Origin of the sequence: Stakelama marina (assembly GCF_018122655.1) — a bacterium.
GTDB classification, from domain to species: domain Bacteria; phylum Pseudomonadota; class Alphaproteobacteria; order Sphingomonadales; family Sphingomonadaceae; genus Sphingomonas; species Sphingomonas marina.
On record NZ_JAGRQC010000003.1, the window covers coordinates 59,064 to 84,141 of the forward strand.

Sequence of the window (25,078 nt, forward strand, 5' to 3'; positions counted from 1 at the left end):
GAACCGCAGGCCTTATGCCCGGTTAGACGCGGCGAGGCGATACCCTTTCCCTTTTTCGGTATGGAGCAACGGATGCCCGAACCCTCGGTCGAGCTTGGCGCGCAAGCGCGAGATATGAACCTGCACGACATTCGTTCCTGGATCGAAGCCTAGTCCCCAGATATCGCGCAGCAGCGCAGCGCGGCTGATGCAACGGCCGACCCGCTCGGCAAGGTGCAGCAGGATCGCATATTCGCGCGGCAACAGGTCGAGCGGCCGTCCGGCGCGCGTGACCTGACGCGACAATCGATCGATGGCGAGGTCGCCGACACGGATCACCGCCGGGCGCGGGCGCCGGATCAACGCAGCCAGCCGGGCAGCAACCTCTTCGGGCGACGCGTCAGCCGGCACCGCGTCGCCTGCCCCCGCGTCGAGCGCTTCGATCACCATGTCCGCATTGCCGCAATCGGCCACGAGCATCACCGGCCCCGACCAGCCGGCCTGGCGGGCGGCGTGCAAATGCGCCGTCGCCGATTCGGCATCCGGGCTCCACGCCGAAAGCAGGATATCGGCGGCCGCTTCGGCGCTGCCCGACAGGGCAATACCGCGACGCTGCGCGGCGCCGGCCAAACCGGCCATGACGACATTGCTGACGACCCGTTCCCCCACCGACCTGACGCTAGCGCGGCATGGCTTGCCCGAGCGGCCGATTAAATCGGTTTCGGATCAATTTCACGGCCCAGCACCCGCTTCGCCGTCAGCCGCATACGCCGACAGGGATGGTGGCGCGCAAAATGTTCGGCAAGATCGCAGCCATTGCCGCTCAGCTTCGCGGCAAGCGTCAGCAACACTTCCGATGGCGCCGTCGTCATCACCTCTGCAACGATGTTGCGCCGGATATCGAAGCGATACTGGTCGAGCCACGGCTGTTCTGGATCGTAGCCGAGAATGTTGAGCGATACCGAGAACCGGTCCGGCGGAAGCTGGACGTGCACGTCGCACCGCATCCGGTACAGCATCAGCTTGCCGGGATCGAGCCGCGCGCGCTCGACGAAACGGAGTCCGGCAGGCGCTCCGGCGCCACCGGCCGCGCTGTCGCCGTCATATTCGTAATAATCGCTCCAATAGCCCGGACCCAGATACCCGACCGTCAGGAACGGAAAATTGTGGTCGTGCGGCACATCATAGAAAAATGCCCGTTCGCCGCTGGCCTTCGTCACCGCATCGTGCCGCGCGGGCCAGAAATTGGCGCGCAGGACGAACCGGCCATCGGGCGGACGAAGCAGCATGACCTGCGGACCATAGCCATGCCGGGCGCTGATCTCGTCCCGTCGCGACAAGAGGCTGTCGATCGCGAGGTCGGCCAGGAAATCACCGTTGCGCCCGAGCCGCGCAAGCACGGGTCCGAGACTGGCAAAAGCATCCTCATCACGAATATCAACCGGGCTATCGGCAAGCGCGTCGCAAAGCGCGTCGAGCGTAATCGCATCGCCCTCACCGGGATCGATCAGGCGTGGCATGGCATTGCCCCCAGCTTGTTTTCCAAGCATTGGCGCATCGCCGCCGCTGCCACGCGGATTTCGGGGTGCGGATCGTCATCGGCCATTTCACGCAGTCTCGGCAGTGCTGCCAGCGCGTCGAGCGCGAGCCATTCGCGCATCGCCTCCCAGCGAAGATGGAACGCCGGGTGCCGCGTCACGCGCTCGAAGCACGCGCCAGCGTCACGACGCCCGGTCTCACGAAGAAGGGTCAGGAGCAGCGCAGCGCGCGAATCGGCCACATCGAGCGCCGAGACGCGCAACAATGCCCCGTCACTCCTGCGATATTCGCGCGCGAGCGGTGCCTGACCGCAGCGCGCGGCGATGGTCACCGAAACGACATCACCCCGGACATCGGCAAGAAGCTGCGCCCGCCGCCGCCCGTCATGTTCGACCACCATCCCGTCATCCAGCCGCAGCGGCGCGATCGGGCGCGCCGGTGGCGCATTGGCGGCCTGAAATTCGGCAGGTGCCGGGCCGGCATCCCACCGCAGCAGTCGCGCGCCACCGGCACGCAGATAGGCGGTCACGACGGCGCGTCCGGGCACCGTGACCGCATCAGGCAGGCCGCGCGCGGCGATCGCCACGGCATCGACGACGGTTGCACTCACCGACGCCGCCGATGATTCGAACAGGACGATGCTCACACTCGCACCGCTCCGCCGGACCGGCAGCGGCGGTTCGAAAAGCGGATCGTCGGCAAGCGCGCCGACCATGCGCTCGACAAGGTCATGCAGCCACCCGGTATCGGCGAGCAAAAGCCTTGCCCGCCGGATTACCGCCTCGGCATTTTCGGCTCCGCCAAAAGCGTCGCGCAACCGCGCGGTCACCGCCGAATTATGCCAGTCGCGCGCGAACGCGATCGACCGGCGCTGCGCGTCGAAAAATGCCGGTCGGAGATTTTGCGCCCCTGCCGCCGCGATCACCGGGAAGAGACGAGCGAGGCAATCGCGACCAGCATCTCGAACACCTCGTCGCCGCTATCAACCATATGCGCTACCGAACCCGCCATCGCCACATTGGTAGTCAGCGACGCGATCTCCGCGATATCGAGCGTCATCGATTTTCCCTCCCTTCCGTTACGAACGGTGCGCAGGCTATGGCGCAGCGGGCGGCTGCATGTAGTTACAACGGTGTAATGTTCATGGCGCCTATGGGTTGGCAGCGCCCCCGCGCCGCCCTACGCAAGCGTGACGGACAGGAAGGACGAAAAACGCATGGCCGGCGGCCCGACAGCAACATCCGATTTCGATCCCGCGCGTTTCTTCGCTGCGCGGTCGGACGGCCATGGGCGCCGACTGGGCATCGAATATCACGATCACGGCGCCGACTGGGCAGAGCTTGCGCTTCCCTACAAGCCCGACCAGATCGGTGATCCCGAACGCGGTGTAATCGCCTCGGGCCCCATCCTGACGCTGATGGACATGGCGACGAGCATTTCGGCCTGGCTGAAGCGCGGCATGTTCGCACCGCAGGCGACACTCGACCTGCGCATCGATTATCTTCGCCCCGCCACGCCGCACCGCACGGTGATCGGACGCGGCGAATGCTACCGCGTCACCCGCTCGATCGCCTTTGTACGCGGCCAGGCGCATGACGGCGATCCGGACGATCCGCTCGCGCATGTCGCGGGCACCTTCATGCTGCTGGACATGCCGGCATGAAGCTGCCGCCCTATGCAGAGCTGCTGAAACTCACCGTCGAATCGCATGAGGATGGCGCCGCGCCGATCCTCGCGATGCCGTTCGAAAGCGATGTCCTCGGGCGGCCCGGCTTCCTGCACGGCGGTGCGATCGGCGGGCTGCTCGAAATGGCGGCGATCGTCGCGCTCCACGATGCGCTGGGGAACGACGATGCGCGGGTGAAGCCGGTCAACGTGACGATCGACTTCATGCGCGGCGGACGCGAAAAGACGACGCGCGCACAGGGCATCGTCACGCGGCTCGGCACGCGCGTCGCCAATGTCGAAGCGGTGGCGTGGCAGGACGACAGGGACCGGCCGATCGCCGGCGCACGGATGAATTACCTGATCGCGCGAAGCTGAACCTTCACTTCGGCACCGCGCGCATCAACTTGCCGTTGTCGCCGTCCTGAAGCAGCCACAACGATCCGTCGGGCGACTGCGCCACGTCGCGAATCCGCATCCCCATGTCCCAGCGATCGACCTTCTGCGCGTCGGTGCCGTTCAGCTTCGCGCGCACCAGCGCCTGGCCCGACAGCGCCCCCATGATCGCCGATCCCCGCCACTGCGGAAAATCGCTGCCCGACCAGATGACGAGACCTGCGGGCGATATGGACGGATTCCACCAGAGCTTGGGCGGTTCGAACTCAGGATGCGTATCGTGGTCCGGAATCGGCGAGCCGTCGTAATTGTCGCCGTTCGACACCACCGGCCAGCCGTAATTCCTGCCCTTCAGGATCAGGTTGAGCTCGTCGCCGCCCTTCGGCCCCATCTCGATCTCCCACAAATTTCCTGCGGCATCGAAGGTCAGGCCATAAGGATTGCGGTGGCCGGACGACCAGATATAGGCGCGCTCGCCACCCGCGGATAGATAGGGATTGTCGGGCGCGGGCTTGCCGTCGAGCGTCATGTGCAAAATCTTGCCGAGCGCGCTGTTCGGGTCCTGCGCGGGGGTCTTGCGCTGACGTTCCCCGGACGAGAGGAACAGCGACTGGCCATCGGGGGCGAAGGCGATGATGCTGCCGAACTGACCGCCGCCGCCGGGCGGTTGCTGGTGGAAAATGACCTTGAGACCGGTAAGCCTGGGCGACGCACCGCTCTCGTCGAGCGTGGCATGGGCAAGCGCCAGGGCGCTGCCGCCGCTGCCCGGCTCCGAATAGCTGAAATAGATGCCGCGATCCGCCGCGAAAGTCGGCGCTGGCGCGATATCGAGCAGCCCGCCCTGCCCGCCATATTCGACCGCGGGAACGCCGCCGACATCGACCGGCTGCTCGCCCCGCTTCCAGATCTTAATGTGTCCCGGCTTTTCGGTGACCAGCGCCCGACCGTCGGGCAGGAACGCGACCGAAAAGGGATTGTCGAACTCCGCAACCGCGCTGAGCGTGAACGACGCCGAACTGTCGGGGACGGGAACGGGCGTGCCGGCAGACCGGCCGTCGGTCGTGGCTGATGCCGACGCATAGGGGCCGCCAGCCTGCTGGTCGGACCGCTGCCCCTGCGAACACGCTGTCAGGATCAGCAAGCCCGCCGCGGCGACAATGGACGAAGACGGGGACATTCGGGTTCCTTCGTGTCTTGGTTCGTCCCTTGGACGACTCACGTCGCGGATAAGAGTTGCTTCCCGCCCGGACTTTGGCAAGATGCTGATTGGGGGAGCTAAATTCATGATTGCAAATCGATTCCTGCGCCTGGTCGTGTTGGCCGCGGCGTTCGCATGGGCCAGCACGGGCTTCGCAGGCCCCCTGCCGACGGAGGCGGGCGCATCGCCGGTTGTGCCGACGACGGCGGATTTCGGGGCGCTCCCCTTTGTATCGGGTCCCAAGCTTTCTCCTTCGGGGCGCTTGCTCGCCGCGCGCGGCCAGCGCGACGGAAAAACCATGGTGCTGATAACCGACCTGCAGGCGTCGGGCAGCGGCCGCACCCGGTTTATCGGGATACCCGAGGGCAAGAAGCTCGAATGGTTTCGCTGGGCGGGCGAGGGCCATTTGCTCATCAGTCTGAGTTTCGCTGACCAGTTCATGGGAGAAGATGTCCGGGCCACGAGGCTGGTGATCTTCGACGTGAAGAGCCACGAGATCGAACGCGTAAAACAGGGCGCGGGCGTCGACGGTGACGATGTGATCTATGTCGATCCCGACGGCCGGTTCTTCCTGCTCAGCACGCAACTGGACGTGTCGGAATATCCCTCGGTACTACGCATCGACGTTGCCACCGGGCACGCCAAGACGATTCAGCGCCCCCGCCAATATGTCTGGGAATGGTTTGCCGACTCCGACGGCGTGCTGCGCGCGGGGATCGGGCGCCTGCACAATAGCTGGTGGGTATATTACCGAAGCAGCGCCGACGATCATTTCGACAAGGCGATGCGCGGCAAGATCAACGAGGACGATAGCGGGATCGATTCGTTCATCATCATGCCGCACAGCGACCAGGGCTATGCGGTCGCGATAGGCAAGAACGACCGGTTGGGGCTGTTCCGCTACGATTTCGCGAACAACACGCTGGGCGAACAGATCTACCAGAACGACCGATATGATGTGGACGATGTGCGGATCGGTCGCCGCGGCGAACTCGAAGCGGTCGATTTCATCACCGATCGCCCGCAAACCAAATGGTTCGATCCCGAAATGCGCGGGATACAGGAAATGCTCGATACCGCGATTCCCGCGCATCTGAACCGGATCGTATCGGAAAGCACCGACCGGCAGTGGCTCGTCGTCTTCAGTGCATCGGATGTCGATCCGGGCACCTATTATATCTACGACCGCGCGCACCGGCATGCGAGCGCGTTTGCGCAGCCGTATAACCGGCTTGTCGGCAAGTCGCTCGCGGCGATGGAAACGGTCGCGTACAAGGCGCGCGACGGGATGGAGATTCCCGCATATCTGACGCTGCCTGCGGGGCGTGAGGCGAAACAGCTGCCGATGGTCGTCCTGCCGCACGGCGGACCCTTTGCGCGCGATGTCTGGGGCTATGATGGATGGGCGCAATTCCTCGCCAGCCGCGGTTATGTCGTGCTTCAGCCCAATTTCCGTGGTTCGACCGGCTATGGCAAAGGCTATGTCGATAGCGGCTTTGGCCAGTGGGGCCGGGCGATGCAGGACGATATCGACGACGGCGTGAAATGGCTTGAGGCGCGCGGCATCGTGGACGGCAAGCGCGTGTGCATCATGGGCGCTTCTTTCGGCGGCTATGCCGCGATGTGGGGCGCGGTGCGCAATCCCGATCTCTATCGCTGCGCGATCAGTTTTGCCGGCATCTCGGACGTCGGCTCGATGCTCCGCTATGACCGCAAGAGCTTTTCGGCGCCGCGCTATTTTCAGAATTGGCGCGACCGGGTGCGCGGCGACGATTCGTTCGACCTCGACGCGGTATCGCCGATCGACCATGTCGAGGATGTTCGCATCCCGATCCTGATCGCGCACGGCGAAGAGGACGACAATGTCCCGCTATACCAGTCGCGGCGCTTCCACGAAAAGCTCGACGATCTCGGCAAGCCGAACGAATATGTCGTCTACCCCGACGAGGGCCACGGCTTTGCGAACGCCGAGCACGCGACCGATTTCCTGACGCGCGTCGCGGCATTTCTCGACCGCTACAACCCGTCGTGACGCGCCTCTTGCCCGTCGGGGCCGATTGACCTATATCGACATTGCTTTCTCGACATTGGTGACACTGCCGAGGTCGGACCCGACGGGTTCCGGCAGCGCGAAAGCTTTGTTTGGAGATTTGGATGGCGAATATCGCCGAACTGACCGCACTGATCGAACCGGAGGCCAAGGCGCTCGGTTTCGAGCTCGTGCGCGTGGCGATGTTCGGCGGCAAGTCCGATCCGACGCTGCAGGTGATGGCGGAGCGGCCCGATACGGGGCAGCTCACCATCGACGACTGCGCGCAACTTTCACGGCGGCTTTCGGACAAGTTCGACGCGCTGGAAGAGGCGGGCCGCGATCCGATCGAGCACGCCTATCGGCTCGAGGTCAGCTCGCCGGGGATCGACCGCCCGCTCACGCGCCTTTCCGATTATGTGAATTGGAAAGGGCATGATGCGCGCGTCACGCTCAAACAGGTCACCGAGAAGCGCAAGCGCATCCAGGGGCCGATCGCCGATGTCGCAGATGACCGGATCACGATCGACGTGAAGAACCACGGGCCAATGACGATCGGCTTCGACGATGTCGAGGACGCCAAGCTCGTGATGACCGACGCATTGATCGCCGCCACCCAACCGCTTTCCGCCGACGGGGCGGACGAGATAGTCGAAGTAGAAGGAACCGACTGAACATGGCCACCGCCATTTCCGCCAACAAGGCCGAGCTGCTCGCAATCGCCGACGCCGTCGCGCGTGAAAAGCTGATCGACAAGGGCATCGTCATCGAAGCGATGGAAGATGCCATCCAGCGCGCCGCCCGCGCTCGCTACGGCGCCGAAAACGACATTCGCGCCAAGCTCGATCCCAATACCGGCGACCTGCGCCTGTGGCGCGTCGTCGAGGTGGTCGAGCAGGTCGACGACTATTTCAAGCAGGTCGATCTGAAGGGCGCGCAGAAGCTCAAGAAGGACGCCGCGCTCGGCGATTATATCGTCGATCCGCTGCCGCCGATCGAGTTCGGCCGCATCGCCGCGCAGGCCGCCAAGCAGGTCATCTTCCAGAAGGTCCGCGACGCCGAGCGCGAGCGCCAATATGAAGAATTCAAGGACCGCGCGGGTGAGATCATCACCGGCGTCGTCAAGCGCGTCGAGTTCGGTCATGTCGTTGTCGACCTTGGCCGCGCCGAAGGCGTCATCCGCCGCGATCAGCAGATTCCGCGCGAAGTCGTCCGCGTCGGCGATCGCGTCCGTTCGCTGATCCTGAACGTCCGCCGCGAAAATCGCGGACCGCAGATTTTCCTCAGCCGCGCGCATCCCGATTTCATGCGCAAGCTGTTCGCGCAGGAAGTGCCCGAAATCTACGACGGCATTATCGAGATCAAGGCCGCCGCGCGCGACCCGGGCAGCCGCGCCAAGATCGGCGTCATCTCGCATGACGGGTCGATCGACCCGGTCGGCGCGTGCGTCGGCATGAAGGGCAGCCGCGTTCAGGCGGTCGTGCAGGAAATGCAGGGCGAAAAGATCGACATCATCCCCTGGTCCGAAGACACCGCGACCTTCGTCGTCAACGCGCTTCAGCCGGCCAATGTCGCGCGCGTCGTCATCGACGAGGAAGAGGAGCGTATCGAGGTGGTCGTTCCCGACGATCAGCTGTCGCTCGCCATCGGCCGTCGCGGCCAGAATGTCCGCCTTGCCAGCCAGCTGACGGGCAAGGGCATCGACATCCTGACCGAGCAGGACGCCAGCGAGAAGCGCCAGAAGGAATTCGTCGAGCGCTCGTCGATGTTCGAGAAGGAACTCGATGTCGACGAAACGCTGGCCCAGCTCCTCGTCGCCGAAGGCTTCGGCGCGCTCGAGGAAGTGGCCTATGTCGAACAGGACGAACTCGCCTCGATCGAAGGCTTCGACGAGGAACTCGCGGTCGAACTGCAGAGCCGTGCGGCCGAAGCGCTCGAGCGGCGCGAAGAAGCCAATCGCGAAGAGCGCCGCTCGCTCGGCGTCGAGGACGATCTGGCGGAAATGCCCTATCTGACCGAGGCGATGCTCGTCACGCTCGGCAAGGCGGGCATCAAGACGCTCGACGATCTCGCCGATCTGGCCACCGACGAACTGGTGCAGAAGAAGCGTCCCGAGCCGCGCCGCCGTAACGACAATGCCAGCCAGCGGCCCGAGAACAAGGGCGGCGTCCTCGCCGAATACGGCCTGAGCGACGAGCAGGGCAACGAGATCATCATGGCCGCCCGCGCCCACTGGTTCGAGGACGAAGACACGGCCGACAACAAGGCGGATGCGCCCGCCGAGGAGGACGCGGTTGCGGACTCCGACCAATGATACGCGCGGCGTAACGACAATTTCGCCCCGGAAAGGGGCGGACCCGGAACGCAAATGCGTCCTGTCGGGCGAGCATGCCCCGCGCGAGCGACTCGTGCGGTTGGCGCTCTCGCCCGATGGCGACGTGCTGCCCGATGTCCGCGCAAAGGCGCCCGGTCGCGGCGCATGGATCGGCGTCACGCGCGCCGAGCTTGAAGCCGCGGCGGCCAAAGGCCGGCTGCGCGGTGCGCTGGCGCGCGGGTTCAAGACCGGCGAACTGCGTATCCCCGACGACCTTGCCGAGCGGATCGAACGCGCGCTCGAGCGCAACGCGCTCGACCGGCTGGGGCTCGAAGCGCGTGCCGGCGCGCTGATTACGGGCTCAGACCGGATCGCGCAGGCGGCGCGCCAGGGACAATTGCGGCTGCTGCTGCACGCCGCCGATGCCGGTGCCGATGGTGCCGCGAAACTGGCCCAGGCCTGGCGCGTCGGTTCGGATCGCGAAGGGTCCGGACTGGGGGGATTGGCATTGCCCGTGTCACGCACCATATTGTCCTTGGCCCTTGGCCGCGAAAATGTGGTACATGCCGGGCTGACCGACGCCCAGGCGGCCAAGCGCGTTGGGCTCGCGCTCGACCGCTGGCTGCACTTTATCGGACCCGAACGCGTGAACGCACCTTGCGAAACCCGCTCGCAGGGCGCATCGGCGCTGGAAAGCGAAGCGGGCGACGCTGAGACGACAGAGGAAACTGAGTAACCGGATGAGCGACACGGAAAACGAAAAGCCGAAACTGGGCGCACGCAAGCTGGGCATCAAGCGCACCGTCGAAACGGGCAAGGTGAAGCAGAGCTTCAGCCATGGCCGGTCGAACACGGTCGTGGTCGAGGTCAAGCGTCGTCGTGTGCTCGGCCGTCCGGGCGAAGAGCAGCAGCGCGAGGAAGCGAAGGCCGCTCCCGCACCGGCAGCGCCTGAAACGGCAGCGCCGGCGCCTGCGCCAACCCCTGCACCCGCGGCAAAGAAGAGCGGTGGCGACCAGCTGACCAAGAAGGAGCTTCAGGAAAAGCTCCTGCGCGAGGCCGAAGAGGCTCGCATGGCCGCGCTTGAGGAAGCGCGCCGTCGCGAGGACGCGGAAAAGCAGAAGGCTGCCGAGGAAGAGCGCCGCCGCGCCGAGGAAAATCGCAAGGCCGAGGAAGCGGCTGCCGAGCAGGAAGAGGCTGCCGACAAGGCCGCACCTGCGCAGGAAGACGCTGCTCCGGAAGAAAAGACGGAAGCCAAGGCCGAAGCGCCCAAGGCGAAGAAGCAGGATGCGAAGCCCGAGCAGCCCGAAAATGTGCTGCAGCTCGATCCCGGCATGCCCGCCCCGCGCCGCTTCACACCGAAGAAGCGTCCCGAAATTCCCAAGCCCGTCGAACGGCCGGAACCGGCAAGCGCCAAGGCGCCTGCTCCGTCGAAGAAACAGGACAAGAAGGACCGCAAGGACCGCAGCGGCGGTGGCGACGATCGTCGTCGGTCGGGCAAGCTGACCGTAAACCGCGCGCTTGGCGGCGACGAGGGCGCGCGTGCGCGCAGCCTCGCTGCGCTCAAGCGGGCGCGCGAAAAGGAAAAGCGGTCCCATTCGGGCAGCGGATCGCGCGAACCGCAGCAGAAGCAGGTCCGCGACGTTCAGGTTCCCGAGGCGATCACCGTGCAGGAACTCGCCAACCGCATGGCCGAAAAGGGCGCCGACCTGGTGAAGGCGCTGTTCAAGATGGGCATGGCGGTCACCGTCAATCAGACGATCGACCAGGACACCGCCGAGCTGCTCGTCACCGAGTTCGGCCACAACATCAAGCGCGTCTCCGACGCCGATGTCGAGCTCGAGCTTGAAACCGCAGAGGACAGCGAGGCCGATCTGCAGCCGCGCGCACCGGTCGTCGCGGTGATGGGCCATGTCGATCACGGCAAGACCAGCCTGCTCGACGCGCTGCGCGGCAGCGGCGTTGCCGGCGGTGAAGCAGGTGGCATCACCCAGCATATCGGCGCCTATCAGGTGACGATGAAGGACAAGTCGAAGATCACCTTCCTCGACACGCCGGGCCACGAAGCCTTTACCGAGATGCGCGCGCGCGGCGCCGACGTCACCGACATCGTCATCCTGGTGGTGGCGGCCGATGACGGGCTGATGCCGCAGACGATCGAGGCGATCAATCACTGCAAGGCGGCCGAGGTCCCGATGATCGTCGCGATCAACAAGGTCGACAAGGAAGACGCCAATCCGCAGCGCGTGCGCGAACGCCTGCTCGAGCACGAGGTCATCGTCGAGGAGATGTCGGGCGACGTCCAGGACGTCGAAGTCTCCGCGCTCAAGAAGACCGGCCTCGACGAGCTGATCGAGAAGATCCAGCTCCAGGCGGAACTGATGGAGCTGAAGGCCAATCCCGACCGCGCCGCCGAAGGCACGGTGATCGAGGCGAAGCTCGACAAGGGTCGCGGCCCGGTCGCGACGATCCTCGTCAATCGCGGTACGCTGAAGGTCGGCGACGTGTTCGTCGTCGGCGCCGAAAGCGGCAAGGTGCGTGCGCTGATCGACGATCACGGCAAGCAGGTGAAGAAGGCGGGACCGTCGATGCCGGTAGAGGTGCTCGGCCTGTCGGGCGTACCGATGGCGGGCGATCCGCTGCAGGTCGTCGACAGCGAAACCCGCGCCCGCGAGGTCGCCGAATATCGCAGCAGCGTCCTTCACCAGAAGCGCACGGCACAGGCTCCGGCGAGCCTCGAAAGCATGTTCTCCGCACTGAAGGAGAATCAGGCGATCGAATATCCGGTTCTGGTCAAGGGCGATACGCAGGGTACGGTCGAGGCGATCATCGGATCGCTCAACAAGATCTCGAACGAGGACATCAAGGTCCGCATCCTGCATTCGGGTGTCGGCGGCATCACCGAGAGCGACGTGACGCTGGCCTCTGCCAGCAAGGCGCCGATCATCGGCTTCAACGTCCGCGCCAATGCCAAGGCGCGCGAGATCGCCGAGAAGAACGGCGTGGCGCTGAAATATTACGACGTCATCTATGACCTGACGGACGAGATCCGCGCCGCGATGGCGGGCGAGCTTGGCCCCGAGGCGTTCGAGACGGTCGTCGGCCGCGCCGAGATCAAGGAAGTCTTCTCCGCCGGCAAGCACGGCAAGGCGGCGGGTCTGCTCGTCACCGAGGGCGCTATCCGAAAGGCGCTCAAGGCACGCATCACGCGCGACGACGTCATCATCTACAATGGCGAAATCGCGTCGCTCCGGCGCTTCAAGGACGATGTGCCCGAGGTTCGCGCGGGGCTCGAATGCGGTGTGACGTTCACGCAGAACTTCACCGACATAAAGCCGGGCGACTATCTCGAAACCTTCGAAGTCGAGATGCGCGAACGGACGCTTTGATCGAACTCCCCCTCCCGCATGCGGGAGGGGGCTGGGGGGTGGGCACCCGCTCCCAGCGATGTACCAGGTTGAGGCCGGGCGCCCACCCCCGGCCCCTCCCGCATACGGGAGGGGAGCAATGAGACACAGTGAAACCTCCGAATCGCGCTCGGTGCGCCTGCTGCGGATGGGCGAGCAGGTCCGGCACGTGCTGTCGGACATCCTGATGCGCGGCGACGTGCATGATCCGACGCTCGCCAGCCACAGCGTGTCGGTGACCGAGGTGCGCATGTCGCCCGACCTGCGCCATGCGACCGTTTTCGTGAAGCCGCTCCTCGGCGAGGACGAGGACGCGGTGCTGAAGGCGCTGCGCCAGAACACCGCCTATCTGCAGCGCGAGGTCGCGCACCGCGTCAATGCGAAATACGCTGCAAAGCTCAAATTCCTCGCCGACGAAAGCTTCGACGAGGCGAGCCATATCGATTCGCTGCTGCGCGATCCGAAGGTGGCGCGCGATCTACCCGGAGACGAGGACGCCTGACGTGCGTCAACCCGATGGCTGCACCAGCGTGCGGTAGCTCTCCACGAACCGTTCGCCGACGATTTCCGCAAGCCTGTCGACGCTATCGAACCCGATCTCGACATGGCGGTCGACGATATCCGAAATCCTGCCGTAATCGGCCTCCGAGCCGAGCGCGTGGAGCATACGCTTACGATAGCCCGCGGCGACGGCGGCGTCATCGAGCCGCGAATTGCGGCCCGATGGATCGGGCTGAATCGTCAACGCATCTAGCGCGCCCAACCCGTCGATCATCCGCCACGCCGGAAAAGGATCGCAATCTTCATAATCGTGGAGCATGACCCGGTGCCCGTCGGCAGCGAACGCCTGTAGCAGCGGCGCATAGTCGAAGCAGTAGAACCAATAAGGCGTACCGTCCTGTCCCGGCAACGGCTCGGGCCGGAACAGCACGCCCTTGCGGATCACCTCGAAGAACATCTCCAGCGGATCGGCGTAGATGTGATGCTGCAACTGCGCGTACAGGCTGGCGAAATACGCGCCCGGTTCGCGCAACGTCACATGCCACGTTACCGTTTCCACTCCGGCATTGCGTGCGGCCTGCTCGATATCGAGCGCGATCTGCCGGTTGACGACCACGCCTTCGAGGTCTTCGGATGACAGCAGGATCGTCGTGCATCCGGCGGCCTGCGCATGATCGGCCAGCTCGGCAATCGGCCCCATATCGCCGCGCAACAGCCTCCACGCCTCTTGGTGGTGCGCCGGATATCCGTCCTTCGGCTCGTACCAGATGCCGCGCGCGACCAGCGCCTCGTGATTGAGGTTCAGCAGATGCTGAAGCCAGGTCGTCCCGGTCTTGTGAAAGCCCATATGGATAATCAGGTGCACGAAACGCTCCGTTGGTTGGCACGCCACGCTATGCCGACATCGTTAACGACGCGATAACCGTAACCACGGGGCTGGATTTGCGCGCCCGGCAAGGCAAGAAGAGGCGATGGCCAAGCTCTATTTCTACTACGCCTCGATGAACGCAGGAAAATCGACCACGCTGTTGCAGGCCGATTTCAACTATCGCGAACGCGGCATGACGACGATGTTGTGGACCTCCGCGATCGACGATCGCGCTGGCGCCGGACGGATCGCGTCGCGGATCGGACTCGCCAGCGAAGCGCACGCGTTCGGGCCGACAACCGATATGTTCGCGGCGATCGCGCACGACCGGGCGGCGCGCGATACCGGGTGCGTGCTGGTCGACGAGGCACAGTTTCTGACGCCCGAACAGGTCGGCCAGCTCGCGCGCGCCTGCGACGAACTGGGCGTGCCCGTGCTCGCATACGGCCTGCGTACCGACTTTCTGGGCGAGCTTTTCCCCGGATCGGCGCGGCTGCTTGCGATCGCCGATGCGCTGGTCGAACTCAAATCGGTGTGCCGCTGCGGGCGCAAGGCGACGATGAACCTGCGCGTCGATGCCGGGGGCAACGCCGTGGCCGAGGGGCAGCAGACCGAAATCGGCGGCAACGACCGCTATGTCGCGCTGTGTCGCAAGCACTTTGCGGATGCGCTCCGCCAATAGCGCTCAGCGCCGGTTAAGCTATCCTCTGCCAGAATGTCGCGATGATACCGATTCTGGTCGCCACCGCCGCTTTTCTGTCGCCCGCGCCCGCGCAACACGCGCCTGACCGCGAGATCGGCAAGGAAACGAGCATCCCCTTTGCCGACCATGACGCGCTCCGCAACTGGCAGGCGGGAAAGCAAAGCAATATCCTCTACGTGCAGGACAATCGCCGCCGCTGGTACCGCGTCGAGCTGTCCGGGCCGTGCCTCGACCATATTTCCGGCTACCGGATTGCGTACAGCACCGGCCCGACGGGAAGCTTCGACACTTTTTCGAAGGTGTACAGCAATCGCTTTCCCGGCATGGTCTGTTCGGTGGTGAGCGTGAAGACCAGCCTGGCGCCCGACGACAAGGATCACGACAGCGTCAAGGAAGCCGAAAAGGAAAAATAATGTCCGGCGCCGTCCATCGCGGTTGCCCGGAGCATCCCCCATGCCCTAGCGCTGCCGGCTGAGGGGAGCGCGATGAACGACGGCAACATCATCTATACGTTTGCGATCTGGCTGGTGCCGCTGGTCGTGGCGATCGTGTTTCACGAGGTCGCGCACGGGATTGTCGCGCATTATTTCGGCGATCCGACCGCCGCCGATCGCGGGCGGCTGACCTTCAACCCGGTCAAGCATGTCGATCCGGTCGGGACCGTCGCGCTGCCGCTGATCCTCGCCATCACGCACGCGCCGATCTTCGGCTGGGCCAAGCCCGTTCCGGTGCGCAGCGACCGGTTGCGCAATCCGCGCGTCCACATGATGCTCGTCGCGCTCGCCGGGCCGGGAATGAATCTCGCGCTGGCGATGATCGCGGCGATCCTGCTCGCGCTGATGCCCGGTGAAACCTTTGCGGCGGTGCTGCAGGGAAGCGGCGGCTTCATCGCCGACAATCTGTTCAATTTTCTGCTCATCAACGTGTTTCTGGCGATCTTCAACCTGCTGCCGATCCCGCCTTTCGATGGCGGCCATGTCGTCGAGGGACTGCTCCCGCGCCGGCTGGCGAAACGCTATGCGCGGCTCGGCCGGTTCGGCTTTCCGCTGCTCCTTCTCCTGCTTGTCGTGCTGCCGATGCTGTCGCCGAACGCCGATATCGTCTCGCGGATCGTGTCGCCGGTCGTGACCTTCGTCGCCGGCGGGATGCTGACGCTCGCCGGCATGGGATCGTGACGCGGTGCATGGCTGGCTGATCCTCGACAAGCCCGTGGGCCCGGGTTCGACGCAAGGCGTATCGGCGGTCAAGCGCGCGCTGCGCGACGGCGGCTATCCGAAGCGCAAGGTCGGGCATGGCGGCACGCTCGACCCGCAGGCCTCGGGCGTGCTACCGGTGGCGGTGGGTGAGGCGACCAAGCTCGCCGGACGCATGCTCGACAGCGAAAAAATTTATGACTTCACGGTGAAGTTCGGCGAACAGACCGATACGCTCGATACCGAGGGAGCGGTCGTCGCAACGTCCGACAGCCGCCCCGACCGCGCGGCGATCGAGGCCGTCCTGCCGCGCTTTACCGGTGCGATCGAGCAGATGCCGCCCGCCTATTCGGCGCTCAAGGTGGATGGCGAGCGCGCCTATGACCTCGCCCGCGCCGGCAAGGAGGTGATGCTGACCCCCCGCGCGGTGACGATCCACCGGCTCGACCTGCACCCGGCGGACGCGGGCGCGGTTGATTCGGCGACCTTCACCGCCCATGTGTCTAAGGGTACCTATATCAGGAGCCTTGCGCGCGACATCGCGCTTGCGCTCGGCAGCGTGGGGCACGTCACGATGCTGCGGCGGACCAGGGCGGGTCCGTTCAGCCTCGAATCGGCGATTTCGCTGGACAAATTGCACGAAGCCGCTAAGGACCGCGCGCTTGAAGACATGATCCTGCCGCTGAGGGCGGGGCTGGACGACATCCCGGCTCTTTCCCTCACACCCGACCAGGCAGGGCTGCTCCGTCAGGGGCGGGTCTTGGTCGGAACAGCCGCTGACGATGGCCTTTGTTTCGCGATGCTGGACGATGTTCCGGTCGCGCTCGCAGAGGTTCGATCCGGGGAAGTCCGGGTTGTCCGCGGCTTCAACATGGACTGAACGTTTTAGAAAGGACGACGATGTCGATCACCCAGGAGCGCAAGGACGCGCTTATCAAGGAACATGGCCGCGCGGACGGCGACACCGGTTCGACCGAGGTACAGGTCGCCATCCTGACCGAGCGGATCAAGAATCTGACCGAGCATTTCAAGACCCATGCGAAGGACAACCATTCGCGCCGCGGTCTTCTGATCCTCGTCAACAAGCGGCGTGCGCTGCTCGACTATCTCCGCAAGAAAGATGGTCAGCGCTACACCGATCTGATCGCGAAGCTGGGTCTTCGCAAGTAACGGAAAGGCGGCCCGGTGGCCGCCTTTTTGTCATTCGGGGCAGCGGTCGCGAATATCCGCCGCTCCACGCTCCCGCCACGGGAGTATCAAACTGGCCGGGTCGCAATTCGGCGATCAGGCCTGAGCCAAGAACGGCTCCATATGGGCTTTCCGCATGTCGCGGCGCCCGATCAAAGGCCCCGGACCGCATAGGGCGGCCGGTGTAAAGGAAAACAGATGTTCAACATGAAGAAAGTCGAAATGGAGTGGGGCGGACAGACCCTCACTCTGGAAACGGGCCGCGTTGCCCGTCAGGCCGACGGCGCGGTTCTCGCGACGCTCGGTGAAACGGTCGTGCTGTGCGCAGTCACGGCGGCCAAGTCGGTCAAGGAGGGACAGGATTTCTTTCCGCTGACCGTCCATTATCAGGAAAAATTCTCGTCGGCCGGGCGCATTCCGGGCGGCTTTTTCAAGCGTGAGCGCGGCGCCACCGAAAAGGAAACGCTGACCAGCCGTCTGATCGACCGTCCGGTTCGCCCGCTCTTCCCCGAAGGTTTCTACAACGAAATCAACGTTATCTGTCAGGTCCTCTCCTATGATGGCGAGAATGAGCCCGACATCGTCGCGATGATCGCGGCGTCGGCGGCGCTGACGATTTCGGGCGTGCCCTTCATGGGGCCGATCGCCGGCGCGCGCGTCGGCTACAAGGACGGCGAATATGTCCTCAACCCGACCATGGCCGAAGCGGCCGAGGGCGATCTCGACCTCGTCGTTGCCGGTACCGGCAACGCCGTGATGATGGTCGAATCCGAGGCCAATGAGCTGTCGGAAGAGGTGATGCTAGGCGGCGTGATGTTCGCGCACGCCGAGATCAAGAAGGTCGTGAACCTGATCATCGACCTCGCCGAACAGGCCGCCAAGGAGCCGTGGGAAATCGCCGACAAGGGCGACCAGTCGGCGCTGAAGGCGAAGATCAAGGATCTGGTCGGTAGCGACATCGCCGCCGCCTACAAGAAGACCGACAAGTCCGAGCGTTCAGCCGCGCTGAACGAAGCCCGCGCCAAGGTGAAGCAAGCCTTTGCCGAGGCCGAGGGCCAGGAGCAGATGGCCGCCGGCAAGATGCTCAAGAAGCTCGAGGCCGAAATCGTCCGCGGCGCGATCCTGAAGGACGACAGCCGCATCGACGGCCGCAATACGAAGCAGGTGCGCCCGATCGAGGCGATGGTCCACTTCCTGCCGCGCACCCATGGTTCGGCGCTGTTCACGCGCGGTGAGACGCAGGCGATCTGCACGACCACGCTGGGCACCAAGGACAGCGAGCAGATGATCGACGGGCTGGAAGGCCTGACCTATTCGCACTTCATGCTGCACTATAACTTCCCGCCCTATTCGGTCGGCGAAGTCGGCCGCTTCGGCGCGCCGGGCCGTCGTGAGATCGGCCATGGCAAGCTGGCATGGCGTGCGCTGCACCGCGTGCTGCCGTCGAAGGAGGAGTTCCCCTACACCATCCGCGTGCTGTCCGACATCACCGAGTCCAACGGCTCTTCGTCGATGGCGACGGTGTGCGGCGGTTCGCTGTCGATGATGGACGCGGGCGTTCCGCTGAAGCGTCCGGTGTCGGGCATCGCCATGGGCCTGATCCTCGAGGGCGACGAGTTCGCCATCCTGTCGGACATCCTCGGCGACGAGGATCATCTCGGCGACATGGACTTCAAGGTCGCGGGCACCAGCGAGGGCATCACCTCGCTCCAGATGGACATCAAGGTCGCCGGCATCACCGAAGAGATCATGAAGGTCGCGCTGGAACAGGCCAAGGACGGCCGTGCGCACATCCTCGGCGAGATGAGCAAGGCGTTGGGCGAAACGCGCAGCGAACTGTCGGCGCACGCACCGCGTATCGAAACGATGCAGATCGACAAGTCGAAGATCCGCGACGTCATCGGCACGGGCGGCAAGGTCATCCGCGAGATCGTCGCGGAAACCGGCGCCAAGGTCGATATCGACGATGAAGGCGTCATCAAGGTCTCTTCGTCCGACCTGTCTCAGATCGAAGCGGCGATGAACTGGATCAAGGGCATCGTCGAAGAGCCCGAGGTCGGCAAGGTCTACACCGGCAAGGTGGTCAATCTGGTCGATTTCGGCGCGTTCGTGAACTTCATGGGCGGCAAGGACGGCCTCGTCCACGTCTCGGAGATCAAGAACGAGCGCGTCGAAAAGGTCTCCGACGAGCTGTCCGAGGGGCAGGAAGTCAAGGTCAAGGTCCTCGAGATCGACGGTCGCGGCAAGGTCCGCCTGTCGATGCGCGTCGTCGATCAGGAAACCGGCGAGGAGCTGGAGGACACCCGTCCGCCGCGCGAACCGCGCGGTGACCGTGGCGATCGCGGCGGCCGTGGCCGTGGCGGTGGCGGCGATCGCGACGGCGGTGGACGCGGCCGGGGCGGCCCGCGTCGCGATCGCGGCCCGCGCCGTGAACGTGGCGAGGACAAGGGCAAGTCCGATGAGGACGGTTCGGACATCGGCCTGCCGTCGTTCATCACCGAGGACTGATCGCCCTCACGACATCAGATCAAGGGAAAGGGGTCCGTTCGCGGGCCCCTTTTTCGTTGCGGCAGCGAACCGTTGCTTATGAAACCGTCTTGCCGCAGGTTAATTGGCGCATGGCCGCCATGCGTTAGTGTGCGTATCGAAAGGGTTTCAATCCATGGTGCATCCCGAAGAATCGCGCGCGCGCGATCCGTTGATCGAGCGCATGCCGGTGGCGCGCGACCGGCCCGGCATCGCGATCGGGATTGTCGCCGCGCTCGTTCTTTCCGCGCTGTTCCTGCGCTTTGCGGTCGATCAGGGGCTTCCCAGCGGCTTCCCCTATGTGACGTTCTTCCCTGCGGTGATCCTGTCCTCGTTCCTGCTGGGGGTGCGCTGGGGGTCGCTGGTCGCCGTGATCTGCGGCCTGCTGTCCTGGTATTTCTTCATTCCGCCGCTCGACAGTTTCGCGCTGCAATCGGGCGGAATGATCGCGCTGGGCTTTTACATTTTCGTCGTCGCAACCGACATCGCGATCATCCACTGGATGCAGCTTGCCAACGCCAAGCTCCGCCACGAGCGCGAGGTCAGCCGCCAGCTCGCCCTGACGCGCGAATTGCTGTTCCGCGAATTGCAGCACCGCGTCTCGAACAATCTTCAGGTCGCCGCAGGGCTGTTGTCGCTGCAAAAGCGCCAGGTGCGCGACGAGACGGGCCGCGCGGCGCTGGACGAGGCATCGCGCCGCCTTGGCCTGATCGGACGGATCAGCCGCCAGCTTTATGACGCGGCAGGCGCAACGCGCAGCATGGGCGAGTTTCTGCAGCCGCTTTGCGCCGATGTCGTCGAAGCGAGCGGCCGCACCGGCATCCGCTGCACGATCGAAGTCGCCGACGATACGCCGCTCAATGCAGACGCCGCGGTGCCGCTGGCGCTGATCGTCGCGGAATCGATGGCGAACGCGATCGAGCACGGCTTTCGCGACCGCGATGCCGGCCATATCGAGGTGCATCTCGCACGCGACGGCGAAGATCTGGTCAAGGTGGAGGTCCGCGACGACGGACACGGCCTGCCCGAAGGATTTTCGATCGAGGCAAGCGACAGCCTGGGCCTGCGCATCGCGACGATGCTCGCCGAACAGCTCAACGGCCGGTTCGACCTTGTCGGCGGCAAGGGCACGACGGCACGGCTGGTACTACCGGCATAATTTGATGGAAGTTGGCGGGCGCCGGTTACGCGGGTGCTTCGCAAAGACGCTGGAAGGTCCAGGGGGTTCTGTTGCTCGGCCCCCCTGGCAGCCGCCGGAATCCGCTTCTGTTGCCCGGTGCGGTCCAACCGCGCTTTTGTCGTTCTAACCTAGACCGTGAGGTCTTTGGTTAGGCCGCAATCGCGAGCGCCTCGTTATCGTTGGCACTTGTGAATATGGGCCGTTTCGGTGGTCCCATTCCGGGCGAAAGCTGCGCTTTTCAACACACGTCGATCCTGGTTCGGCCCCGTCATCATCCGCCGTTCGGACGGGTGGTGGTGGAGCCGCCGGGTACTGCCCCCGGGTCCGCTGCGCCTATTGCACGCCGCAGTTTATCGCCATAGCCGGCACGAGACCGGCAAGCCCAATATAGGGGCTTGTGCAGCAAAGAAAAGCCGCCCCGCGCCTTGTATCCGCCATAAAGGACTGTCACTAGCGCCCCATGCTCACCCAGCGGTCCCGCTACGCGATTCGAGCGATGCTGTTCCTTGCGGAGCAGCGGTCGGGCGGGAAGCCGGTCCCGATGAACCGCATTGCCGCCGAAGCCAATGTGCCGCGCAAGTTTCTCGAGCTGATCCTCGCCGATCTGCGCGACGCCGGGCTGCTCCATTCGCACCGGGGCAAGGCGGGCGGATATTGCCTGTCCAACCCGCCGCACATGGTCTCGCTCGGCGAAATCATTCGCATCATCGAAGGTCCGCTCGCGCTCGTCCCCTGCGTCAGCCGCACCGCCTATCGCCCGTGCAAGGACTGCAAGGACGAGGCGACATGCGCCATTCGCATCGCCATGGCGCGCGTCCGCGACGAAACCGCGCACATTCTCGACGGCACCAGCCTGACCGACGCGCTGTCCGAAGAGCGCGCCGCCGCCTGACCGCGCGGATCAGCCCTCAGGTGCGCGTTTGGCGCGAAGTTCGTCGCGAATTTCGCGCAGCAGCACGACGTCGGTAGGCTCGGGCGCCGCAACCTCGGGCTTTTTCTCTTCGAACGATTCCATCATCCGGTTCACGCTGCGCACCAGCAGAAAGATTATGACGGCGAGGATGACGAAGTTGATCGCGACGGTGATGAACTCGCCATAGCCGAGCATCGGCACGCCCGCCTCTTTCAGCGCGGTATAGTTGGTTCGCGACCCGCTATAGCCCGCCGGGATCGGCCCCAGCCGGATGAAATAGCTCGAAAAGTTGAAACCACCGAAAATCCAGCCGACAACGGGCATGATGATGTCGTCGGTCAGCGATTTGGTGATCCCCGCAAACGCGCCGCCGATGATCACGCCGACGGCGAGATCCATGACGTTGCCGCGCATCACGAATTTGCGGAATTCCTTCAGCATTGCCCGCTCCCCGGTCGAATTTTTCCGAATTTCCTTCATGCCACCTTCGCGCTCCGCTACAAGACGGCACGAGAATATTTCGGAGGGTCTTGATGCGAATTCGTGCGATTCTTGCGCTGATGATGGCGGTCACGCTGACCGCGTGCGGCCTGAACAGCGTCCCGACGGCGGAAGAGAATGCCAAGGCGCGCTGGGCCGATGTGCAGACCAACTATCAGCGCCGTGCGGACCTGATCCCCAATCTGGTCAACACCGTGAAGGCGGCGGCGCAGGCCGAACGCGGCACGCTGACCGACGTGATGAACGCGCGGTCGCGCGCGACATCGGTGCAGATCAGCGCCGACGACCTGACCGATCCGGCCAAGGTGCAGCAGTATCAGGCCGCACAGTCGCAGCTCGGCGGATCGCTCAGCCGCCTGCTCGCGACGGTCGAATCCTATCCGCAGCTGCAGAGCCAGCAGGCGTTCCAGACGCTGATGCACGATATCGAAGGCAGCGAGAACCGCATCGCCATCTCGATCCGTGACTATAACGAGGCGGTGCGCAAATATAACACCACGATCCGCACCTTCCCCGACGCGATCGGCGCAAAGGTCTTCTATGGCGCGAAACCAATGGTGCCCTTCCAGGCAAAGGCTGGCGCCGAAAACGCGCCGACGGTCAATTTCGGGAACATGAACTGATCGGACTGCCCGTGTCGCTCAAACGCCTGCTGCTGTTTTGTGCGCTGCTTTTTGCGGCAGCCACCGCGCACGCGCAGACCTTTCCGAAGCTCAGCGGGCGCGTGGTCGATGCCGCCAACCTGCTCTCTCCGCAGCAGGAGGCGCAGCTCACCCAGCTCTCGCAATCGATCGAACAGGCGTCGGGGCGGCAATTCGTCGTCGCGACGATCCCCGACCTGCAGGGCTATGAGATCGACCAATATGGCTATCAGCTCGGCCGCGCCTGGGGGATCGGGCAGAAGGGCGCGAACAACGGCATCATCCTGATCGTCGCGCCCAAGGAACGGCGCGTGAGGATCGAGGTCGGATATGGCCTCGAACCGATCATGACCGACGCGCTGTCGGGAATGATCGTCGACAATATCATCCTGCCGCGATTTCGCGCGGGCGACATGGCGGGCGGCATCATGGCGGGCGCGCAGGCAATCGCCGAGCAGATGAAGCTGCCGCTCGAAGCCGCAGAAAAACGCGCGCAGCAGCAGATCGCGCAGCACAAGGCGCAGGCCAAGTCGCACCGCGATCAGGGCAATTGGGGCGTCGCGATCTTCTGGGTGGTCATCATCCTGTTCATTGCGCTGCCGATGATGCGCCGCGGCGCGCGCGGGCGACGCTATCGCCGGCGCGGCGGCATCGCGCCGGTCATCCTGTGGGGTCCGGGCTTCGGCTCGGGCGGTTCGCACCATTCGGGCGGCGGTTTTGGCGGATTCGGCGGTGGCGGCGGCTTCGGCGGCGGCGGTGGTTTTTCGGGCGGCGGCGGCTCGTTCGGAGGCGGCGGCGCCTCGGGAGGATGGTGATGGCGCACGCGACAAGGCTCTCTGCGGAAGAACATGCGCGCGTCACGGCTGCCGTCAGTGCGGCCGAACGCGGCACCGACGGCGAGATCGTGACCGTTATCGCGCAGCGTTCGGACGGCTATCGCGACGTACCGGTGCAATATGCCGTGCTCGCGATGCTCGTCGTCCTCGGCCTTTCGGCGATCTGGCCGTCGATCATCGAAGCGAAGATCGCCTGGTTTACCGGCGGCTGGGGCGAGCCGGGCCTGCGCGACATCCTCGTCTTCCTGCTGCTGTCGCAGGCGGTCGTGTTCCTGGCGGTTCGCTATGCGGTGGCATGGACCCCCCTCAAGATCGCGCTGACCCCGCGAACGACCCGGTCGAGGCGCGTGCGCCGCAGGGCCGTGGCACTGTTTCGCGTCGCCGCCGAAAAGCGCACCGAAACGCGCGTCGGCATCCTCCTGTACCTTTCGCTTGAGGAGCGTATGGCCGAAATCGTCGCCGACGAAGCAATCCATCAGCGCGTCGCGAACGAGCGCTGGGGCGATGCCATGTCTGCGCTGGTCGAACATGTCCGGCGCGGCGATACCGGCGGCGGCATGGTCGCCGCGGTCGAGGAGATGGCGACCATCCTGAAGGCCGAATTCCCGAAGAGCGACGGCAATCCCAACGAACTTCCCGACCGGCTGATCGAACTTTGAGCCACGCCGATTCGGACAAGCCTGTCGAAACCGTCTGGCAGGGCGACTGGCTGACGATGAAGCGTCAGGGGCGCTGGGAATTCGTTGCGCGCGCGCGCGGCATTCGCGCGGCGGTGATCCTGGCGGTGGAGGACGGCCATGTCCTGCTCGTCGATCAGCACCGCGCACCGCTCGGACGACGCTGCCTCGAACTGCCGGCCGGGCTGGTCGGTGACGACGGCGAGGACGAACATGCGCTCACTGCCGCGGCACGCGAGCTGGAGGAGGAAACCGGCTACCGCGCGGCGCATCTCGAATCGCTCGGCGAATTCTTCTCCTCACCCGGCATGGCGAGCGAAGGCTTCACGCTGGTCCGCGCGACCGGCCTGACGCGGGTCGGCGATGGCGGCGGCGTGGACGAAGAAGAGGACATCGCCGTCCACCGTGTACCGTTGGACGGAATCGCCGATTATGTCGCCGCGCGGCGCGCAGACGGGATGGCGATCGACGTCAAGCTGTTGCTGCTATTGGGCGGCGGCATCCTCGCCGCCGGCTGAAATCAGCGAAAATTGTCGGCGTAGGCCTGAAGCTTCAGCTTGCGCTCGGGCGTCGCGATGACGTGATAGGTCAGCCCTTCGCGGTCGGCATAGGCCTTGGCCGCTTCCAGCGTGGGAAAATTCATCCGCACCTGGCTGTCGGTATTGGCGTGGCCGGCCCATCCCGTCAGCGGGTCGGGTTCCTGCCGCTCGGTCTGCTCGAATTCGACGACCCAGCGATCGGTGCGCGCGCGACCCGACTGCATCGCGTTCTTGGGGCGTTGATAGATACGGGCAGCAGGCACGAACTTCCTCCGAGTCTTTCCAGTA

The 25,078-nt window shown here is 64.8% G+C and carries 28 protein-coding genes and 1 other RNA gene; 20 read left to right on the forward strand and 9 right to left on the reverse strand.

The annotated features are described in order from the left end of the window. Positions 1-12 precede the first annotated feature (12 nt). The 4 genes from J7S20_RS10015 to J7S20_RS10030 all read right to left on the reverse strand — a co-directional run bounded on the left by J7S20_RS10015 (position 13) and on the right by J7S20_RS10030 (position 2,577). Complete coding sequence (locus J7S20_RS10015; protein ID WP_284054096.1) at positions 13-618, reverse strand: winged helix-turn-helix domain-containing protein; 606 nt, start codon at positions 616-618, stop codon at positions 13-15. A 71-nt stretch (positions 619-689) separates the two neighbouring features. Further along, positions 690-1,499, reverse strand: a complete 810-nt coding sequence (locus J7S20_RS10020; protein WP_284054097.1) for a transposase — start codon at positions 1,497-1,499, stop codon at positions 690-692. Beyond that, entirely contained in the window at positions 1,487-2,443 is a 957-nt protein-coding gene (locus J7S20_RS10025; protein WP_284054098.1) for a hypothetical protein, read from the reverse strand. Before J7S20_RS10025 ends, J7S20_RS10020 begins: the two co-directional genes overlap by 13 nt. Then, on the reverse strand, positions 2,440-2,577 hold the full coding sequence (locus J7S20_RS10030) for a hypothetical protein (RefSeq protein ID WP_284054099.1): 138 nt from the start codon (positions 2,575-2,577) through the stop codon (positions 2,440-2,442). The genes J7S20_RS10025 and J7S20_RS10030 overlap by 4 nt, the downstream gene beginning before the upstream one ends. Before the next feature lie 157 nt (positions 2,578-2,734). Here J7S20_RS10030 and J7S20_RS10035 point away from each other — a divergent pair, with 157 nt between their 5' ends. Both J7S20_RS10035 and J7S20_RS10040 read left to right on the forward strand, forming a co-directional pair. Beyond that, positions 2,735-3,181, forward strand: coding sequence for a PaaI family thioesterase (locus J7S20_RS10035; RefSeq protein WP_284054100.1), 447 nt, complete (start codon positions 2,735-2,737; stop codon positions 3,179-3,181). Further along, positions 3,178-3,561, forward strand: a complete 384-nt coding sequence (locus J7S20_RS10040) for a PaaI family thioesterase (RefSeq protein ID WP_284054101.1) — start codon at positions 3,178-3,180, stop codon at positions 3,559-3,561. The genes J7S20_RS10035 and J7S20_RS10040 overlap by 4 nt, the downstream gene beginning before the upstream one ends. Before the next feature lie 4 nt (positions 3,562-3,565). Here the strand turns inward: J7S20_RS10040 and J7S20_RS10045 are convergent, their stop codons facing one another. Then, positions 3,566-4,756, reverse strand: coding sequence for a PQQ-dependent sugar dehydrogenase (locus J7S20_RS10045; protein WP_284054102.1), 1,191 nt, complete (start codon positions 4,754-4,756; stop codon positions 3,566-3,568). A gap of 106 nt (positions 4,757-4,862) precedes the next feature. On the opposite strand from J7S20_RS10045, the gene J7S20_RS10050 reads away from it, so the two are divergent. The 6 genes from J7S20_RS10050 to rbfA all read left to right on the forward strand — a co-directional run bounded on the left by J7S20_RS10050 (position 4,863) and on the right by rbfA (position 13,026). Then, a complete protein-coding gene (locus tag J7S20_RS10050; RefSeq protein WP_284054103.1) occupies positions 4,863-6,809 on the forward strand; it encodes an alpha/beta hydrolase family protein in 1,947 nt (648 codons plus the stop codon). A 122-nt stretch (positions 6,810-6,931) separates the two neighbouring features. Then, positions 6,932-7,480, forward strand: coding sequence for a ribosome maturation protein RimP (gene rimP / locus J7S20_RS10055; protein ID WP_284054104.1), 549 nt, complete (start codon positions 6,932-6,934; stop codon positions 7,478-7,480). A gap of 2 nt (positions 7,481-7,482) precedes the next feature. Then, positions 7,483-9,120: a transcription termination factor NusA gene (gene nusA / locus J7S20_RS10060; RefSeq protein ID WP_284054105.1), complete on the forward strand. Its 1,638-nt coding sequence runs from the start codon at positions 7,483-7,485 to the stop codon at positions 9,118-9,120. After that, positions 9,077-9,856 carry a DUF448 domain-containing protein gene (locus J7S20_RS10065; protein WP_284054106.1) on the forward strand — a complete coding sequence of 260 codons (780 nt, stop codon included), beginning with the start codon at positions 9,077-9,079 and terminating at the stop codon, positions 9,854-9,856. The genes nusA and J7S20_RS10065 overlap by 44 nt, the downstream gene beginning before the upstream one ends. Before the next feature lie 4 nt (positions 9,857-9,860). Beyond that, entirely contained in the window at positions 9,861-12,506 is a 2,646-nt protein-coding gene (gene infB / locus J7S20_RS10070) for a translation initiation factor IF-2 (RefSeq protein ID WP_284054107.1), read from the forward strand. A 118-nt stretch (positions 12,507-12,624) separates the two neighbouring features. Continuing rightward, on the forward strand, positions 12,625-13,026 hold the full coding sequence (rbfA, locus tag J7S20_RS10075; protein WP_284054108.1) for a 30S ribosome-binding factor RbfA: 402 nt from the start codon (positions 12,625-12,627) through the stop codon (positions 13,024-13,026). A gap of 6 nt (positions 13,027-13,032) precedes the next feature. Here the strand turns inward: rbfA and J7S20_RS10080 are convergent, their stop codons facing one another. Then, complete coding sequence (locus J7S20_RS10080) at positions 13,033-13,890, reverse strand: hypothetical protein (protein WP_284054109.1); 858 nt, start codon at positions 13,888-13,890, stop codon at positions 13,033-13,035. A 106-nt stretch (positions 13,891-13,996) separates the two neighbouring features. Here J7S20_RS10080 and J7S20_RS10085 point away from each other — a divergent pair, with 106 nt between their 5' ends. From J7S20_RS10085 to J7S20_RS10115, 7 genes are all read left to right on the forward strand, one after another. Next, a complete protein-coding gene (locus tag J7S20_RS10085; protein WP_284054110.1) occupies positions 13,997-14,575 on the forward strand; it encodes a thymidine kinase in 579 nt (192 codons plus the stop codon). A gap of 41 nt (positions 14,576-14,616) precedes the next feature. Beyond that, positions 14,617-15,009 (forward strand): hypothetical protein, encoded by a 393-nt coding sequence (locus tag J7S20_RS10090; RefSeq protein ID WP_284054111.1) that lies wholly within the window; start codon positions 14,617-14,619, stop codon positions 15,007-15,009. A gap of 72 nt (positions 15,010-15,081) precedes the next feature. Beyond that, positions 15,082-15,771, forward strand: coding sequence for a site-2 protease family protein (locus tag J7S20_RS10095; RefSeq protein WP_284054112.1), 690 nt, complete (start codon positions 15,082-15,084; stop codon positions 15,769-15,771). Between the two features lie 4 nt (positions 15,772-15,775). Beyond that, positions 15,776-16,669, forward strand: a complete 894-nt coding sequence (gene truB, locus J7S20_RS10100; RefSeq protein WP_284054113.1) for a tRNA pseudouridine(55) synthase TruB — start codon at positions 15,776-15,778, stop codon at positions 16,667-16,669. A 20-nt stretch (positions 16,670-16,689) separates the two neighbouring features. Then, on the forward strand, positions 16,690-16,959 hold the full coding sequence (gene rpsO / locus J7S20_RS10105; protein WP_284054114.1) for a 30S ribosomal protein S15: 270 nt from the start codon (positions 16,690-16,692) through the stop codon (positions 16,957-16,959). 216 nt (positions 16,960-17,175) lie between these two features. Then, the gene (pnp, locus tag J7S20_RS10110; RefSeq protein ID WP_284054115.1) at positions 17,176-19,485 is read left to right on the forward strand and encodes a polyribonucleotide nucleotidyltransferase; all 2,310 of its coding nucleotides are present in this window, start codon (positions 17,176-17,178) and stop codon (positions 19,483-19,485) included. A gap of 154 nt (positions 19,486-19,639) precedes the next feature. Further along, the gene (locus tag J7S20_RS10115; protein WP_284054116.1) at positions 19,640-20,662 is read left to right on the forward strand and encodes a sensor histidine kinase; all 1,023 of its coding nucleotides are present in this window, start codon (positions 19,640-19,642) and stop codon (positions 20,660-20,662) included. 96 nt (positions 20,663-20,758) lie between these two features. On the opposite strand, the gene ssrA is transcribed toward J7S20_RS10115, so the two are convergent. After that, positions 20,759-21,099, reverse strand: a transfer-messenger RNA (tmRNA) gene (ssrA, locus tag J7S20_RS10120). A gap of 44 nt (positions 21,100-21,143) precedes the next feature. On the opposite strand from ssrA, the gene J7S20_RS10125 reads away from it, so the two are divergent. Further along, the gene (locus J7S20_RS10125) at positions 21,144-21,575 is read left to right on the forward strand and encodes an RrF2 family transcriptional regulator (protein WP_284054117.1); all 432 of its coding nucleotides are present in this window, start codon (positions 21,144-21,146) and stop codon (positions 21,573-21,575) included. Positions 21,576-21,584: 9 nt separating this feature from the next. Here the strand turns inward: J7S20_RS10125 and mscL are convergent, their stop codons facing one another. Further along, on the reverse strand, positions 21,585-22,037 hold the full coding sequence (gene mscL, locus J7S20_RS10130; RefSeq protein WP_284054118.1) for a large conductance mechanosensitive channel protein MscL: 453 nt from the start codon (positions 22,035-22,037) through the stop codon (positions 21,585-21,587). Between the two features lie 92 nt (positions 22,038-22,129). Between mscL and J7S20_RS10135 the strand changes: the two genes are divergently transcribed. The 4 genes from J7S20_RS10135 to J7S20_RS10150 are packed head-to-tail and all read left to right on the forward strand — an operon-like array spanning position 22,130 to position 24,769. After that, on the forward strand, positions 22,130-22,720 hold the full coding sequence (locus tag J7S20_RS10135) for a LemA family protein (protein WP_284054119.1): 591 nt from the start codon (positions 22,130-22,132) through the stop codon (positions 22,718-22,720). 11 nt (positions 22,721-22,731) lie between these two features. Beyond that, positions 22,732-23,553: a TPM domain-containing protein gene (locus J7S20_RS10140; protein WP_430980934.1), complete on the forward strand. Its 822-nt coding sequence runs from the start codon at positions 22,732-22,734 to the stop codon at positions 23,551-23,553. Continuing rightward, positions 23,553-24,233 carry a TPM domain-containing protein gene (locus J7S20_RS10145; RefSeq protein ID WP_284054120.1) on the forward strand — a complete coding sequence of 227 codons (681 nt, stop codon included), beginning with the start codon at positions 23,553-23,555 and terminating at the stop codon, positions 24,231-24,233. Before J7S20_RS10140 ends, J7S20_RS10145 begins: the two co-directional genes overlap by 1 nt. Positions 24,234-24,289: 56 nt before the next feature. Next, complete coding sequence (locus tag J7S20_RS10150) at positions 24,290-24,769, forward strand: NUDIX hydrolase (protein WP_284054573.1); 480 nt, start codon at positions 24,290-24,292, stop codon at positions 24,767-24,769. Between the two features lie 2 nt (positions 24,770-24,771). Here the strand turns inward: J7S20_RS10150 and J7S20_RS10155 are convergent, their stop codons facing one another. Then, on the reverse strand, positions 24,772-25,053 hold the full coding sequence (locus tag J7S20_RS10155; RefSeq protein ID WP_284054121.1) for an ETC complex I subunit: 282 nt from the start codon (positions 25,051-25,053) through the stop codon (positions 24,772-24,774). Positions 25,054-25,078: the final 25 nt, after the last annotated feature.